Below are 13,883 nucleotides of genomic sequence, written 5' to 3' on the forward strand. Positions count from 1 at the left end.
CCGAAATGAAGCCGCTTACCCTCGCGGGCCTCGCCGCCCTCGCCCCCCTGCCCTTGGCGGCGCAAGACGCTCCGCGCACCACGGCCGAGATCGAAGAGGTCGTTCGCGAGTACCTCCTCGCCCACCCCGAGCTGATCATCGAATCGCTTGAGGGCTACCAGGCACGCGAAGCGAACGCCGCCACGGCTCGTGCCGAGGCCGCGGTCCGCCGACACTGGCCGCAACTGAAGTCCGCCGCCTACGGCAACGCGCTCGGCGCGGAGGAGGACGAAGCGGAAGTCGTGATCGTCGAGTTCTTCGACTACCACTGCGGGTACTGCCGCAGGGCGGGTGACTTCGTCCTGGATCTTGCCAGGGAAGACGGCGTGCGCGTCGTCTTCCAGGACCTGCCCATCTTGAAAGAAGAGAGCCGAACCGCAGCCCTGGCCGGACTCGCGGCGGGGGAGCAAGGTTCGTTCGAGGCAGTCTACCGACAGCTTCTAAGAACGTCGGGCACGCTGGACCGAAAGGCGATCGATCAGGCCGTTCGGCGCGCCGGGGCGAAGCCGTTGCGCCAACTCGACGACGCCGCGGCGGTCGCCCGCTACGACGCCAAGATCGCGCAGTCCGAGGCTATTGCCGAAGCGATGGAAGTCGCAGGAACACCCGCCTTCATCATCGCAAGTCCGAACGCCGAGCGCGTCGTTCTCGTGCCCGGCTACGGACCTGACGAGATCCAACGGGCGGTCGCGAGCCTACGCGAGCGATAAAATATTTCCCGTTGAGGGCATCTCGCTAGCACAGCGTGTGACATAAATGTCATGCCAAGAGAGAACGAACTTAGGCCGTTCGTTTTCTGTACGATTGGATAGACCCCCCCGTTGACAGTTTCTTGATCGTCATCTTACAGTTTTTGCACTGCAAAACTGAGCAGATCAGTGTGGGCAAACTCAACCCACTAATGGAATCCGACGCAGTCGGATCGTTTCCACGGGATTGATATGACGATCAAGAACGAAGCGGGCTTGAAGGCCCTACTTGTGGCTGGTGCATCGGCGCTGGCGCTCGTACCCAGCGTTTCTTGGGCACAGCAAGTGCCGACGGATGACGATGTTGATCTCATCGAAGAGGCGCAACAACAAAGTCCAGGCGAAGACACCATCGTCGTCACGGGCTCCCGTATTCGCCGCGACGCCTTCAGCTCCACCGCTCCGCTTCAAGTCGTTGAAGGCGAGACGATCTCCGCCGCAGGTTTTATCAACCTTAGCGAGGCGCTCCAAACTACGCCTGTGGTGAACGGCGTTCAGACTACCGCTACGGTCTCTTCGCAGTTCATTTCCGACAACGGTCCGGGCGCGCAGAACATTGGTTTGCGCGGCCTTGGTGAAGACCGTACCCTTGTTCTTATCAACGGTCGCCGGTTTGCACCTGCCGGTATCGAGGGGGCGCCTTCGAACCCGGATGCTGGCCTTATCCCGACTTCGATCGTTGAGCGCGTGGACCTGCTGCTCGATGGTGCGTCCTCCGTGTACGGCTCCGACGCAGTTTCGGGCGTCGTGAACATCGTGCTCCGCGATGAGTTCGAGGGCATCTCGATCGGTGGGCAGCACAACCAGCCCGAGTTCGGGAACGGCGAGTCTTCTTCTGTCAACTTCATCATGGGTTCATCGAACGACGATTTCGATTTTCTCTTCGCTGGTGAATACTTCAACCAGCAGGCCCTTTACGGCAACGACCGCGGTTGGATGTGTGTCGATGTCGATCCCGAAATTTACCCTGACTTCGCCACGGGCCAGCAATTCTGTGGCTCTCGCGACGTCACCGGCGAGAGCACTTCTCTCGGGACGGCCGGACAGTTCCAAAGCTTCGTCGCCTACCCCTTCGGCGCCATCCTTTTGGGCCGGCCGGGGACGGACAACCCTGCGGCGGGCATTCCGAACTTCGAAGTCGCCGACCTGGCTGGAAACTTCAACGGCCTCTATAGGCTCAGCGTCCCTCTTCGCGAGGACGTCATGGTCGTGCCAGAGTTCGAGCGTGTAACGCTGTTCTTCAAATCAGACTATGATCTGTCTGACTACGTACCCGGCACCAACCTTTTCACCGAGTTCAACTTCGCCAATCGCCAAAGTTATTCGCAGAATGACTATGGGGTTATTGGGGTCGTTGTTCAGCCGGACAACCCGTTCATCCAGACCGAAGGGTTCACGATTGGCGGCGAAGGGCCAAACGCAAACTTCGACATGCGTCCGGTCAATCCGGTCCGCGGGGGCGTCGAAGCCGAACTTCAGCAATATCGCCTGTTCACCGGCCTTCAGGGCGATCTCGGTTTCATCGGTTCGGAAGACTGGAACTACGAAGCTTTCGTCGGCTACACGCGCTCGCAAGGGTACTCGACCCGCCCGGTCATCCTCGAAGAAAACCTAGTACGTTCGCTGAACACCACCGTCGATCCGGACACTGGCGCCATCGTTTGCGCGGACGTTCCCAACCCCACGGCGCCATTCAACTCGGGCGTGACGCGTGAGCCCTGCGTTCCCTTCAACCCGTTCTATGCCGGGCTCTATCCGCTCGACGGTAGTGCGCCGACGTTTGAGGACCCTCTGCTACGCGACTACCTTGAGGGTTCTCGTTCTTCGACCACGTTCGTCGATCAGCGGATCGCCGGCGCTTATATCACCGGTCCGGTCTTCGATCTCCCTGCGGGTCCGATCGAGACGGTGTTCGGTTACGAGTGGCGTGAAGAATCCATCGATACGCGTTCTGACGACGTAACTTCGCGTGGCTTGGGCGACGGATTCTTCCTCGACCGGCCGACGAAAGGCAACGTCGAGCTTTGGGAACTCTACGGCGAGGTCCTCCTACCTATCCTATCTGGACAGCCCTTTGCTGAGGTTCTCGAGGTCGAAGCCGCTGGTCGGTACGTGAACCACGAGTTTTACGGCTCGAACGAGACCTACTCCTTCAAAGGTCGGTACAAGCCGGTCGACTCACTGACCGTCCGTGGCACCTACGGTACGTCGTTCCGTGCCCCCAACCTGCGGGAACTCTTCCTTGCTGGTCAGTCGGGCTTCCAGGCCGTGAACGATCCCTGTGAAGTCCCGGTTCTTGCGCAGATCGACACGGACGGCGACGGCGTTCTCGACTCCTACAATCCAGGTGACGACAATGATGGTGACGGTCGCCCTGACAACGATCCTCGTGATCCCGTCGTGCTCTCGAACTGTCAGGCGGAGGGTCTCGATCCGTTCAGCCTAGCGCTCGGCGTCAACACTGGCTCGGTCGAGACGCTCAGCGCGGGCAACATCGGCCTCGATCCCGAGACGTCGAAGTCCTACACCTTCGGGGCCGTCTTCACGCAGCCTTGGTTCGACAGCTTCGACCTCGAACTGGCCGTCACCGCGTGGAACATCGAGATCTCCAACTCGGTGTACGAGCCGACCGCCGGTTTCCTGGTTGGTGAGTGCTACACGTCCGACACGTTCCCGAACGATCCCTTCTGTACCCGTCGCCTCCGCAACGCGACGACCGGCTATCTTCAAGAAATTGATGCTACGCCGTTCAACATTGCCGAGGAACGCGCGAAAGGTGTCGACTACAACGTGCGTGCAAGCACCGACTTCGAGGCGTTCGGACAGTCGTTCGACGTCAGCCTCAGCACGCTCGCTACCTATCAAGATGAACTAAGTCAGACGATCATCTTCGAGGGAAGCGATCCGGACTACGAGGACTTCGCAGGTCTCATTGGCAACCCCCAGTGGCGCATCACGAGCAACCAAACGGTACAATGGAACGACTTCCAAGCGTTCTGGCAACTGCGTTACATCGCAGGCCAGGAGCAACGCGACCTGACGGATATTCCGGACAACTGTAATCCGGACGAGGGCGACACGATGAACTTCGTGCCGAACTGCTACTCGACCGACGATACTGTTTACCACGACGTGTCGTTCCAATACGCGCCCGAGAACTTCACGGTCAGGGTCGGTGTCAGAAACATCTTTGATAAGGAACCGCAGACGATCGATGAAGACACGGGCGGCGTTACTCTCAGCCCGCGGGACGTACCGCTCGGGGTGGGTTACGATCGGATCGGTCGGACGTTCTTCATCAACGTCGAGAAACTCTTCTGACGCTTGCTAGAAGATGAAAGTACGAAGGGGCGGCTGCGGCCGCCCCTTTTCTTTTCTCAGATCAGCCCAGCCAACGGGCTGCTCGGATCCGCATACATTCGGCGTGGCATCCGCCCCGCCAGGTACGCTTCGCGTCCCGCGACCACGGCGTGCTTCATCGCCTGAGCCATCCGAACCGGCTCTCTCGCTTCGGCGATCGCACTGTTCATCAGCACCGCGTCGCAGCCGAGCTCCATGGCGAGGGCGGCGTCCGAGGCCGTGCCGACGCCCGCATCGACAACGACCGGCACTTCGGACTGCTCGACGATCAGGCGGATGTCGAGCGGGTTTTGAAGACCGAGGCCGGAGCCGATCGGGGCACCAAGCGGCATGATCGCGGCTGCGCCCGCCTCCTCCATCCTCTTCGCCGTGACCGGGTCCGAGGTCGTGTAGACCATCACTTGGAAGCCGTCCTTCACCAGCATCTCGAGCGCCCGCATCGTCTCGAAGACGTCCGGGTAGAGGGTCTTCGGATCGGAAAGGACCTCGAGCTTGACGAGGTCCCAGCCCCCCGCCTCCCGCGCCAGGCGCAGCGTGCGCACGGCGTCCTCGCCGGTGTAGCAGCCGGCCGTGTTGGGCAGGAAGGTGAAGCGTTCGGGGCTGACGTGATCGACCAACATGGGCTGGGTCGGATCGGTCAGGTTCACGCGGCGCACCGCGACGGTGACGACCTCCGCCCCCGCCGCCTCGGCGCAGGCCGCGTTCTCGGCGAAGTCCGCATACTTGCCCGTGCCGACGATGAGGCGGGAGGTGAAGGTCCGGCCCGCGACGGTGAAGGGCTTATCCTCGACCCGGCGTTCGAAACCGTCCATCAGCCGCCCCCGACGAAGGCGACGATCTCAATCTTGTCGCCGTCGGCGAGCGCCGTGTCGGCGTAGGTCGATTTCGGCACGATCTCGCGGTTCCGCTCGATCGCGACCTTCCTTTCAGGCAGACCGAACACGCCCAGCAGACCGGCTACGGTCAGCCCAGCCTCGACGTCCCTTCCCTCTCCGTTGACGGTGATCTGCATGAACGCCTCCTTGCCCGGGCGGCCCGGATCGGCCTAACCCGCATGTATTGAAGGCCGTGTGGCCTCGCAAGCGGGAGGCTTCGCATGGGCGTAGCCGTCTTGAACGGCCCGAACCTGAACCTGCTCGGCGAACGCGAGCCGGACATCTACGGCCGGACGACGCTCGGCGAGATCGAGAGCGCCTGCAAGAAGGCCTGTGACGCCAAGGGGATAGACCTCACCTTCGCGCAGACCAACGGCGAAGGCGCTTTGATCGACCTTGTTCAGGCAGCCCGTGCAGGCGACGGCATCGTCATCAACCCCGGCGGGTACACGCATACGTCGGTGGCCCTGCGCGACGCGCTGTCGGCCTGCCCCTGCCCGGTGATCGAGCTTCACCTGTCGAACCCCGCCGCCCGCGAGGATTTCCGGCACAGATCGCTCACCGCACCGGTCGTGACGGGTATCGTTGCCGGTTTCGGAGCGGACGGCTACACGCTGGCACTGAATGCGCTGTTCGGCCTCATGGACAGAGACAAGAGTTGAGAAGGGACGGGATGTCCGAAGCAGAAAAGATGGAACGCGACCTCGAAGCGATCCGCGCCCTCGCAGGCGTTTTGGACGAGACGGGCTTGTCGGAAGTCGAGATCGAGCGGGGCGGCTTGCGTCTTCGCGTCAGCAAGGGCCAGGTCGTCAGCACGGTCGCCGCGCCTGCCGCCGCAACCAGTGTAGCGGCACCTGCGCCTGCGGGCACGCCCGCGGCGGTGCCAGCAGCCCCGGAGGCCGGGGCCGTCCGCTCGCCCATGGTCGGCACGGCCTACCTTTCCCCATCGCCCGGTGCGGCGCCTTTCGTCACGGTGGGCGCGCAAGTCTCTCAAGGTCAGACGGTCATGATCGTCGAGGCGATGAAGACGATGAACGAGATCAAGGCGCCTCACGCCGGTACGGTGAAGGAGATCCTCGCCCGAGACGCCGAGCCCGTCGAGTACGACGAGACTCTGCTGATCATCGCGTGATGATCGAGGCTTACGACGCCACCGGCACGAGGACAGCCTGATGTTTCAGAAGGTGCTCATCGCGAACCGCGGCGAGATCGCGCTTCGCATTCATCGGGCTTGTCAGGAGCTCGGCATTCATACGGTCGCGGTGCACTCGACCGCCGACGCGAACGCCATGCACGTTCGCCTCGCCGACGAGAGCGTCTGCATCGGGCCACCCGCGGCGAAGGACAGCTACCTCGACATCAGCCGCATCATCGCGGCGGCCGAGATCACCGGCGCCGACGCGATCCATCCGGGTTACGGCTTCCTGTCGGAGAACGCGCGCTTCGCCGAGATCGTCGCGGCGCACGGCATCACCTTCATCGGTCCCTCCGCCGACCACATCCGGGTCATGGGCGACAAGATCGCCGCCAAGGACACCATGGGCAGAGCGGGCATCCCGCTCGTCCCCGGTTCCGACGGCGGCATCGGCAGCGTCGAGGAGGGACGGAAGGTCGCCGAGAGCATCGGCTACCCGGTGCTCGTCAAGGCGGCCTCCGGCGGCGGCGGACGCGGCATGAAGCTCGCGCGGACGCCGGCCGACTTCGACGACGCCATGCTGACGGCGAAGTCGGAGGCGAAGGCGGCCTTCGGCGACGACGCAGTCTACCTCGAGAAGTACCTCGAGCTTCCCCGCCACATCGAGATTCAGATCGCCGCCGACAGCCACGGCAACGTGGTGCAGTTCGGGGAGCGGGACTGCTCCTTGCAGCGGCGCAACCAGAAGGTCGTCGAAGAGGCCTTGTCCCCTGCCCTGACGCAGGAACAGCGGGCCGAGATCGGCGAGATCACCCGCGCGGCGATCGAGAAGCTCGGCTACTTGGGCGTCGGGACGATCGAGTACCTCTACGAGAACGACCGCTTCTACTTCATCGAGATGAACACCCGGATTCAGGTCGAGCACCCGATCACCGAGCAGGTGACGGACACGGACCTGATCCGCGAGCAGATCCGCATCGCGGCCGGGGAGAAGCTCTCGAAGACGCAAGATCAGATCACCTTCCGCGGGCATGCCATCGAATGCCGGATCAACGCCGAGGACCCGCAGACCTTCACCCCGAGCCCTGGCAAGATCACCGACTTCCACCCGCCCGGCGGCCCAGGCGTCAGGTTCGATTCCGGCGTCTATGACGGCTACACGATCCCGCCCTACTACGACTCGATGATCGGTAAGCTGATAGTGTTCGGCGACACTCGGGAGCTGTGCCTCGCCCGCTTGCGTCGGGCCCTGTCCGAAACGGTCATCACCGGCGTGAAGACCACCCTGCCCCTCTTCGAGCGCCTTCTGAACGAGCCGGACTTCCTCTCCGGCAACTATCACATCCACTGGCTCGAGCATTGGATGGAAGGGGCCGGCGACTCGTGACCGTCGCGACCTGGCTGACGATCGGGCGGATCGTGCTGATCCTGCCCTTCGCGGCTGCGTTGCTTGCGGGCTTGCCGTGGATCGCGGCGATCGTCTTCGCGCTGGCAGGATTGACCGACTGGTTCGATGGCTGGGTCGCGCGCAAGCGCGGCGAGGTGTCTGCCCTCGGCGCCACGCTGGACCCGGTCGCCGACAAGATGCTGACGGCCGCCGCCCTGATTCTCTTCGCGGCGACGGGCGCGATTGCGGGCTGGCACCTCGTCGCAGCCCTAGTCATCGCGCTGCGCGAAGCCTTGATCGGCGGTTTGAGGGAAGCGACGGCGTCCGACGGCATCAAGCTGCCGGTCACTCCGCTCGCCAAGTGGAAGACGACGGCACAGTTCGCCGCCTTCCTCTTCTTGTGCTTCGGACCGAACGTCGTCGGGCTCGTCCTGTTGTGGCTGGCAGCGGCCCTGACGGCGGTCACAGGCTATCAGTACACGGCAAAGGCCGTCAGCGCCCTCAGCCTTCCCAGCGAGTGACGATGGCGTCCATGTCCGGGCGGTCGCGTTCCAGCGGCTGCTCGGCAGCCGTACCGAGGTGCAGGAAGCCTGCGATCCGCTCGTTCGGTTCGAGCGCCAAGCTTTCACGGACGGTCGCATCGTAAGCGGCGCTGCCGGTCAGCCACTGCCCCGCGAAACCATAGGCGGAAGCAGCGATCAGGAGGTTCTGGCAGACCGCGCCGGCCGTCAGCACCTGCTCCCATTCCGGCGTCTTGTGCTCGCGGTCGACCGACGAAACCACCGCGACGGTAACGGGCGCCTGAACGAAGAGGGCGGCGTCCTTGCCAGCCTTACGCTCCGACAGGTCCGGGTCGCGCGCCAGGGCCGCCTTGGTAAGCACGTCGCCGAAGGCGCCGCGCGCCGTTCCTTCGAAGACGACGAAACGGAATGGCACGAGCTTTCGGTGGTCGGGCACACGGGCGGCGATCCGCAAGATCACGTCGAGCTGCGATGCGTCAGGCCCCGGCTCGTGCAAGAGTTGGAGCGGCGTCGATCGGCGCCGCGCCAGGAGCGCGAGCGTCTCGTCGGAGGGATGGGCGGCGGGAAGCGGCGTGCCGGGTTCGATCATGTCCATGACGCCGGTCTGCCCAACGCGCGCCGCCGCTGCAACGCGTCAGAACCGTTCCTTGAGCCAGTCCAGAAGGCCCGGGCGGTTCGGCGTCGGTAGCTTCGCGACCGCGCGATCTCGGCTGCCGCGAAGTCCCGACACGATGAAACCGCCCCCGGCCAAAAGCGGATCGCGCGCGAGTTCGCTCGGCATCGCGCTCGGCACGGATGCTTCCCCCCGCCATGACCGCAGCGCGTTCGCCGGTAGCCCGCTGATCACCGCGGAGGTGCCAGTGGGGACGCCGGCTCTGGTCGCAGCTTCCTGAAGAAGGTCGTCGAGTTCTTCCAAACGCGCGGCGATCACCTTCTCGGCTTCGTCGTCCGGCCGACCGGACAGTACCCTGTCGACGCGGGCGGCCGCCCCGTCCGTCATCCCGAAGGCCTGGGCGACGTCCTGCTCCAGATGGCGACGGCCGATCGGAACGCGCGCCGCTGCGGTGAGGCCATCGTCGGTCGCGCGTACCATGACGCAGTCGCCGTAGCCGAGATGGATGGCGACGCCCTCGCCGCTCGGAAGGAACGCGGCCGCGGCGGCTTCTTCGGCTGGGATCACGCCGTCTAGCCTCGCCCCCGCCGAGCGGACAGCGGCGTCGAAGGCCGATAGGATCGCGATCGGTGCCGTCAGCGCGATGAGGTCGAGGGTGAGGTCCCGCCCCTTCCGTCCCATCGCATCGGGCACGGTCTTACCGTCGAGGACATAGGTGGCTGGGCGGCAGGAAAGGACTGCGGTGCCGGGGGTCGCGACGGCGTCGCGTGCACGGCCGATCCCCTCGTCCAGCACGCTATGCGTGATCAACCCACCGACTGGGAGGTTGACTTCGATGCGACGCGGCGCGGCAACGCCGCCCGGCAGAACGAGGATGAGTCCGCCCGGTGCTTTCGCTTGGGTCAGCAGGTCGCGCAGGACCGTGCCAGCCGCCTCGCTCGGCCCTCCTTGGCGCGTAAGGCTTGGCCGGTCGCTCGTCGCGTGACGAAGGATGCTCAGCGTGCCGCCGCGCCCCGCCTCGCAGGTAAGGACGGCGGTGCCGGCCCGGCCGAGCCTGGCGACGGCGTGTGTCATATCGAAATCAGTCCGCCTTCGGCTTGTAGTACGCCCATTTCGGGTCGCGAAGGTCGATGTAGTCGAGCGACGAGGCGAGCTTGCCCGTCCCCGCGCCGAGACCCTCCAGACGCTGCAACGCTTCCTCGATCCCTTCTTCGGGCAGCTTGGCGGTGAAGTCGTTGCGGAAACGCAGGTCGTAGCGGCGGTCCGAGACGCTGACGATGGCGGCCACGGTCTTGAGAAGCTGAGGATGCCGCTTGAGCTCACTGAGGACCGGGATCGCGGCGCCCGGCGCACTGGTGCCGACGATGACCGGCAGGTCCGTACGCTCCGCAGGCGCTACGGGACGCAGGGAGACGCCCTCCCCGTCGATCAGGTGCAAGACCCCACCGCTATCCTGCCAGAGCGCTTCGGGGCTACGCTCGATGACGGAGACGTGGATCGTGTTCGGCCAGAGCTTGGCAACTGCGGCGTAGCGAACGGGGCCGAGCGCTTCGAGCTTCCCGCGCGCGGCCTCCGCATCGAAGTGGACCAGAGAACGGCCGAGGACGGAGCCCTCTTCGTCCGTCCACAGTGCACGCAGCACTTCCCGCTCCGTCAGGCTGTGCCCCCCCTTGAGCGTGACGCGGCTGACCGAGAAGCCCGCCGCTCGCGCGGCGCCCGCCGTGATGCCGCCCAGGCGCTCGCCCATGTTGACGAAGTAGCCGCCCGCGAAGAGCGCGAAGAGGGCGATCAGGCCCATCGCGGTGACACCCGCCGCTGCGTAGGTGAGGAAGCCCGACCAGGCGCGCTTGAAGACATCGTCGAGGCGCGCGCCGGTGCGCTGCATCGCGCCGCCCTTGGGCGCCGTCTTCCGGGTACGCGCTGCCGTCGTGCCGCGGCGCTTGGCGGGGGCCTTGCGCTTCGCGGTCGTCTTCGCAGCAGGCTTGCGCTTGGTCACCTTAGGCAAGAAGCGTCCTCCACCATCCAGCGGACGAGGTCGCCGAAACTCATGCCTTTGTAGGCGGCCTGTTCGGGCGCGAGGGAGGTCGGCGTCAGTCCGGGTTGGGTATTCACCTCTAGGATGAAGAGCCCGTTAACCCCGTTCTCGTCGTCCCAACGAAAGTCCGTGCGCGAGACGCCCCGGCACCCAAGCGCGCGCGCCGCCTGTGCAGCCATGTCGAGGCAGGTGGCGGTGATCTCTTCGGGGAGCTCGGCGGGCACGACGTGGCGAGAACCGCCCGCCTGGTACTTCGCCGCGTAGTCGTAGAAGCCGGCCGTCGGAATGATCTCGGTCACGGCGAGCGGCTCGTCGCCGATGCAGGCCACCGTCAACTCGCGTCCGGGAATGAAGGGCTCAACGAGGGCGAGGCCGTGAAACAGCGAGTCCTCCAACAGGTCTGCGTGCGGACCGCTGTCCGCCTCGCTCTTGACGATGTGGACGCCGAAGGAGGAGCCGTCGCCCACCGGCTTCACGACGTAAGGCACGGGCAGAGGGTGGCTGCCGTCGAAGCTCCCGACCGGAACCATCTTGCCGCCGGGCACGGGCAGGCCCGCATCGTGCATGATCGCCTTCGCGCGCTGCTTGTGCATGCAGGCGGCCGAGGCGAGGACGCCGGAGTGCGTATAGGGCAGGCCCATGATCTCCAGCATGCCCTGGACCGTGCCGTCCTCGCCGAAGGGGCCGTGAAGGGCGTTGAAGACGACCTCGGGGCCTTCGCCCCCGAAGGTCGCGCGGAGGTCCGCAGCGAGGTCTCGGGTGACGTCCACGCGCTCGACCGCAAAGCCTTGCTCTTCGAGCGCATCGGCCGCCGCCCCGCCGGAGACGAGGCTGACGCCCCGCTCCGCGCCCCAGCCGCCCATCAGCACCGCCACCCGCTTCGTCATGCCGCCCGTCCTATCCGCTTGATTTCCCAGTCGAGCCGCACGCCCTCCTGGCGCTGAACGTCCTCGCGGATGCCCTCGCCCAGCGCTTCGAGGTCCGCCGCAGTCGCGTCGCCCGTGTTGATCATGAAGTTGGCGTGCAGCTCGGACATCTGCGCGCCGCCGACGCGGCGTCCCCGACCGCCGACCGCGTCGACGAGCTGCCAGGAGGACCGGTCGGTCTGGTCCTTAGGGTTCTTGAAGGTCGAGCCGCCGGTGCGCTCACGCACCGGCTGGCTTGCCTCGCGCTTCTGCATGATCGCGTCCATCCGTGCCGTGACGGCCTCGGGATCGTCTTCCCGCCCCTCGAAGACGGCGCCCATGAAGATGAACTCCTCCGGCAGACCGCAATGGCGATAGGTGTAGCCGAGGTCACTGGCGGCGAAGTCGTGGAGGCGCCCCTGCCTGTCCACCGCGCGGGCCGAGACGAGGACGTCCTTCGTCTCGCCGCCATAGGCACCCGCGTTCATGCGCAGAGCGCCGCCGATCGTGCCGGGGATGCCCCTGTAGAACTCGAGCCCACCGATCCCCGCCGCGGCCGCTTGCTTGGCGACGTTCGCATCGAGCGCGGCTGCGCCGGCCGTGACGCGCGTACCGTCGACGGCGATACGTCCGAAGCCTGGGCCCAGGCGGATCACCGTTCCCTCGATCCCGCCGTCCCGTACGAGGAGATTAGAGCCGACGCCGATGACGCTCACACGCTCGTCCGCAGGCAGATCCGCGAGGAAGGCGGAGAGCTCGGCTTCGTCCTTCGGCATGAAGAAGCGGTCCGCGGGCCCGCCGACACGGAACCAAGTGTAGGGCGCCAGCGCTTGTCGCTCGGTGACGCGACCCTTCACCCCCGCCCCCGCCCGGCGAGCGCGGCAGGCAGGGCGGCGGCGTGCTTGGTCACATCGCCCGCACCGAGGCAGACGACGAGGTCGCCCGGTTCCGTCGCCTCGGCGATCAGTTCCGCGAGGTCCGACCAGCCGCCGAGCGGGCGCACGTCGCGATGACCATGGGCCGTCAGACCGTCCACGAGCGCCTCCTTGCTAGCCCCTTCGATCGGCGCTTCCCCCGCGGCGTAGACGTCCGAGACGATCACCGTGTCCGCATCGTTGAAGCACGCGCAGAACTCGTCGAAGAGCGATGCGAGCCGCGAGTATCGGTGCGGCTGGACCACGGCGACGACCTTGCCGTCCGTCACGCTGCGCGCCGCCTTGAGGACGGCTGCGATCTCCACCGGGTGATGCCCGTAATCGTCGATGATCCGTACGCCGTCCACACGTCCGACCTCGGTGAAGCGGCGCCCCACCCCTTCGAAACGCTCGAAGCCTTCGCGGATCGCCTCGTCGGAAATCCCGAGCTCCCGCGCCACGATCGCGGCGGCGGTCGCGTTGAGGACGTTGTGCGTGCCAGGCATCGGAATGCGCAGCCCTTCGATCCGGTGCGGATCCTTGCCGCGGAACACGACGTCGAAGCGCGTGCCCTCCGCTCCCGGCTCGATCCGCTCGATCCGCACGTCGGCCTGCGGGTTGAGGCCGTAGGTGACGAGGCGGCGGTCGGTGATGCGCCCGACCAGGGCCTGCACCTCAGGGTGGTCGAGGCAGACGACGCCGAAGCCGTAGAAGGGCGTGTTCTCGACGAACTGGTCGAAGGCGCGGCGAAGGCTGTCGAAGTCACCGTAGTGGTCGAGGTGCTCGGGGTCGATGTTGGTGATGACCGATACGGTCGATGGCAGCCGGATGAAGGTGCCGTCGCTCTCGTCGGCCTCGACGACCATCCAGTCGCCCTCCCCCGCCCGCGCGTTCGATCCGTAGGCGTTGATGACGCCGCCGTTGATCACCGTCGGATCGAGCCCGCCCGCATCGAGGAGCGCTGCGACCATCGAAGTCGTCGTCGTCTTTCCATGCGTGCCCGCGACGCAGACGTTCCACTTGAGCCGCATCAGCTCGGCCAGCATGTCGGCGCGCTTGACGACCGGCACGTGCCGCGCGCGGGCAGCCGCGAGCTCTGGGTTGTCCCCTCTGATCGCGGTCGAAACGACCACGGCGGTGGCGTCCCCGACGTTGGAGGCGTCATGCCCGATCTCGACCCGAATGCCACGCTCGCGCAGGCGCGCGACCTGCGCCCCTTCCGCGATGTCGGAGCCCGACACCTCGTAGCCGAGGTTGTTCATCACCCGCGCGATGCCGGACATGCCGATGCCGCCTATACCGACGAAGTGGATGCGGCCGATCGGGAACGGCAAGCGGATCGGGGGCGCT

General features: G+C 65.7%; 14 protein-coding genes. 6 read left to right on the forward strand and 8 right to left on the reverse strand.

Going from position 1 to position 13,883, the window contains the following annotated elements:
* Positions 1-5: 5 nt before the first annotated feature.
* A complete protein-coding gene (locus tag GGQ59_RS11865) occupies positions 6-749 on the forward strand; it encodes a DsbA family protein (RefSeq protein ID WP_183818868.1) in 744 nt (247 codons plus the stop codon).
* Positions 750-980: 231 nt separating this feature from the next.
* A complete protein-coding gene (locus tag GGQ59_RS11870; RefSeq protein ID WP_183818871.1) occupies positions 981-4,109 on the forward strand; it encodes a TonB-dependent receptor domain-containing protein in 3,129 nt (1,042 codons plus the stop codon).
* Between the two features lie 56 nt (positions 4,110-4,165).
* Here the strand turns inward: GGQ59_RS11870 and GGQ59_RS11875 are convergent, their stop codons facing one another.
* The gene (locus tag GGQ59_RS11875; RefSeq protein ID WP_183818873.1) at positions 4,166-4,960 is read right to left on the reverse strand and encodes a thiazole synthase; all 795 of its coding nucleotides are present in this window, start codon (positions 4,958-4,960) and stop codon (positions 4,166-4,168) included.
* A complete protein-coding gene (gene thiS, locus GGQ59_RS11880) occupies positions 4,960-5,160 on the reverse strand; it encodes a sulfur carrier protein ThiS (protein ID WP_183818875.1) in 201 nt (66 codons plus the stop codon). The genes GGQ59_RS11875 and thiS overlap by 1 nt, the downstream gene beginning before the upstream one ends.
* Before the next feature lie 84 nt (positions 5,161-5,244).
* Here thiS and aroQ point away from each other — a divergent pair, with 84 nt between their 5' ends.
* The 4 genes from aroQ to pgsA are packed head-to-tail and all read left to right on the forward strand — an operon-like array spanning position 5,245 to position 8,066.
* Positions 5,245-5,685: a type II 3-dehydroquinate dehydratase gene (gene aroQ, locus GGQ59_RS11885; protein ID WP_183818877.1), complete on the forward strand. Its 441-nt coding sequence runs from the start codon at positions 5,245-5,247 to the stop codon at positions 5,683-5,685.
* A gap of 11 nt (positions 5,686-5,696) precedes the next feature.
* Positions 5,697-6,155 (forward strand): acetyl-CoA carboxylase biotin carboxyl carrier protein, encoded by a 459-nt coding sequence (gene accB, locus GGQ59_RS11890; RefSeq protein ID WP_183818880.1) that lies wholly within the window; start codon positions 5,697-5,699, stop codon positions 6,153-6,155.
* 40 nt (positions 6,156-6,195) lie between these two features.
* Positions 6,196-7,545, forward strand: coding sequence for an acetyl-CoA carboxylase biotin carboxylase subunit (gene accC / locus GGQ59_RS11895; RefSeq protein ID WP_183818882.1), 1,350 nt, complete (start codon positions 6,196-6,198; stop codon positions 7,543-7,545).
* Positions 7,542-8,066 (forward strand): CDP-diacylglycerol--glycerol-3-phosphate 3-phosphatidyltransferase, encoded by a 525-nt coding sequence (gene pgsA / locus GGQ59_RS11900; RefSeq protein WP_343074329.1) that lies wholly within the window; start codon positions 7,542-7,544, stop codon positions 8,064-8,066. The genes accC and pgsA overlap by 4 nt, the downstream gene beginning before the upstream one ends.
* On the opposite strand, the gene GGQ59_RS11905 is transcribed toward pgsA, so the two are convergent.
* From GGQ59_RS11905 to murC, 6 genes are read right to left on the reverse strand one after another with little or no spacing between them, the layout of a single operon-like run.
* Positions 8,047-8,661, reverse strand: coding sequence for a nitroreductase family protein (locus GGQ59_RS11905; protein WP_221401018.1), 615 nt, complete (start codon positions 8,659-8,661; stop codon positions 8,047-8,049). The genes pgsA and GGQ59_RS11905 overlap by 20 nt on opposite strands.
* 39 nt (positions 8,662-8,700) lie before the next feature.
* Positions 8,701-9,753, reverse strand: coding sequence for a cell division protein FtsA (locus tag GGQ59_RS11910; protein WP_183818884.1), 1,053 nt, complete (start codon positions 9,751-9,753; stop codon positions 8,701-8,703).
* A gap of 7 nt (positions 9,754-9,760) precedes the next feature.
* Positions 9,761-10,675 carry a cell division protein FtsQ/DivIB gene (locus GGQ59_RS11915; RefSeq protein ID WP_183818886.1) on the reverse strand — a complete coding sequence of 305 codons (915 nt, stop codon included), beginning with the start codon at positions 10,673-10,675 and terminating at the stop codon, positions 9,761-9,763.
* Positions 10,672-11,601, reverse strand: a complete 930-nt coding sequence (locus GGQ59_RS11920) for a D-alanine--D-alanine ligase (protein ID WP_183818888.1) — start codon at positions 11,599-11,601, stop codon at positions 10,672-10,674. The genes GGQ59_RS11915 and GGQ59_RS11920 overlap by 4 nt, the downstream gene beginning before the upstream one ends.
* Positions 11,598-12,476: a UDP-N-acetylmuramate dehydrogenase gene (gene murB, locus GGQ59_RS11925; protein ID WP_183818890.1), complete on the reverse strand. Its 879-nt coding sequence runs from the start codon at positions 12,474-12,476 to the stop codon at positions 11,598-11,600. Before murB ends, GGQ59_RS11920 begins: the two co-directional genes overlap by 4 nt.
* Entirely contained in the window at positions 12,473-13,873 is a 1,401-nt protein-coding gene (gene murC / locus GGQ59_RS11930) for a UDP-N-acetylmuramate--L-alanine ligase (protein WP_183819073.1), read from the reverse strand. Before murC ends, murB begins: the two co-directional genes overlap by 4 nt.
* Between the last annotated feature and the right edge of the window lie 10 nt (positions 13,874-13,883).

Origin of the sequence: Parvularcula dongshanensis (assembly GCF_014199615.1) — a bacterium.
GTDB classification, from domain to species: domain Bacteria; phylum Pseudomonadota; class Alphaproteobacteria; order Caulobacterales; family Parvularculaceae; genus Parvularcula; species Parvularcula dongshanensis.

What these genes read in the sequence shown, in the direction of transcription:
- accC (WP_183818882.1), top strand. Translation starts at nt 6,196, where the DNA reads ATGTTTCAGAAGGTGCTCATCGCGAACCGCGGCGAGATCGCGCTTCGC.
- GGQ59_RS11905 (WP_221401018.1), bottom strand. Translation starts at nt 8,661, where the DNA reads ATGGACATGATCGAACCCGGCACGCCGCTTCCCGCCGCCCATCCCTCC.
- aroQ (WP_183818877.1), top strand. Translation starts at nt 5,245, where the DNA reads ATGGGCGTAGCCGTCTTGAACGGCCCGAACCTGAACCTGCTCGGCGAA.
- GGQ59_RS11920 (WP_183818888.1), bottom strand. Translation starts at nt 11,601, where the DNA reads ATGACGAAGCGGGTGGCGGTGCTGATGGGCGGCTGGGGCGCGGAGCGG.
- GGQ59_RS11875 (WP_183818873.1), bottom strand. Translation starts at nt 4,960, where the DNA reads ATGGACGGTTTCGAACGCCGGGTCGAGGATAAGCCCTTCACCGTCGCG.
- accB (WP_183818880.1), top strand. Translation starts at nt 5,697, where the DNA reads ATGTCCGAAGCAGAAAAGATGGAACGCGACCTCGAAGCGATCCGCGCC.
- thiS (WP_183818875.1), bottom strand. Translation starts at nt 5,160, where the DNA reads ATGCAGATCACCGTCAACGGAGAGGGAAGGGACGTCGAGGCTGGGCTG.
- GGQ59_RS11865 (WP_183818868.1), top strand. Translation starts at nt 6, where the DNA reads ATGAAGCCGCTTACCCTCGCGGGCCTCGCCGCCCTCGCCCCCCTGCCC.
- GGQ59_RS11870 (WP_183818871.1), top strand. Translation starts at nt 981, where the DNA reads ATGACGATCAAGAACGAAGCGGGCTTGAAGGCCCTACTTGTGGCTGGT.
- GGQ59_RS11910 (WP_183818884.1), bottom strand. Translation starts at nt 9,753, where the DNA reads ATGACACACGCCGTCGCCAGGCTCGGCCGGGCCGGCACCGCCGTCCTT.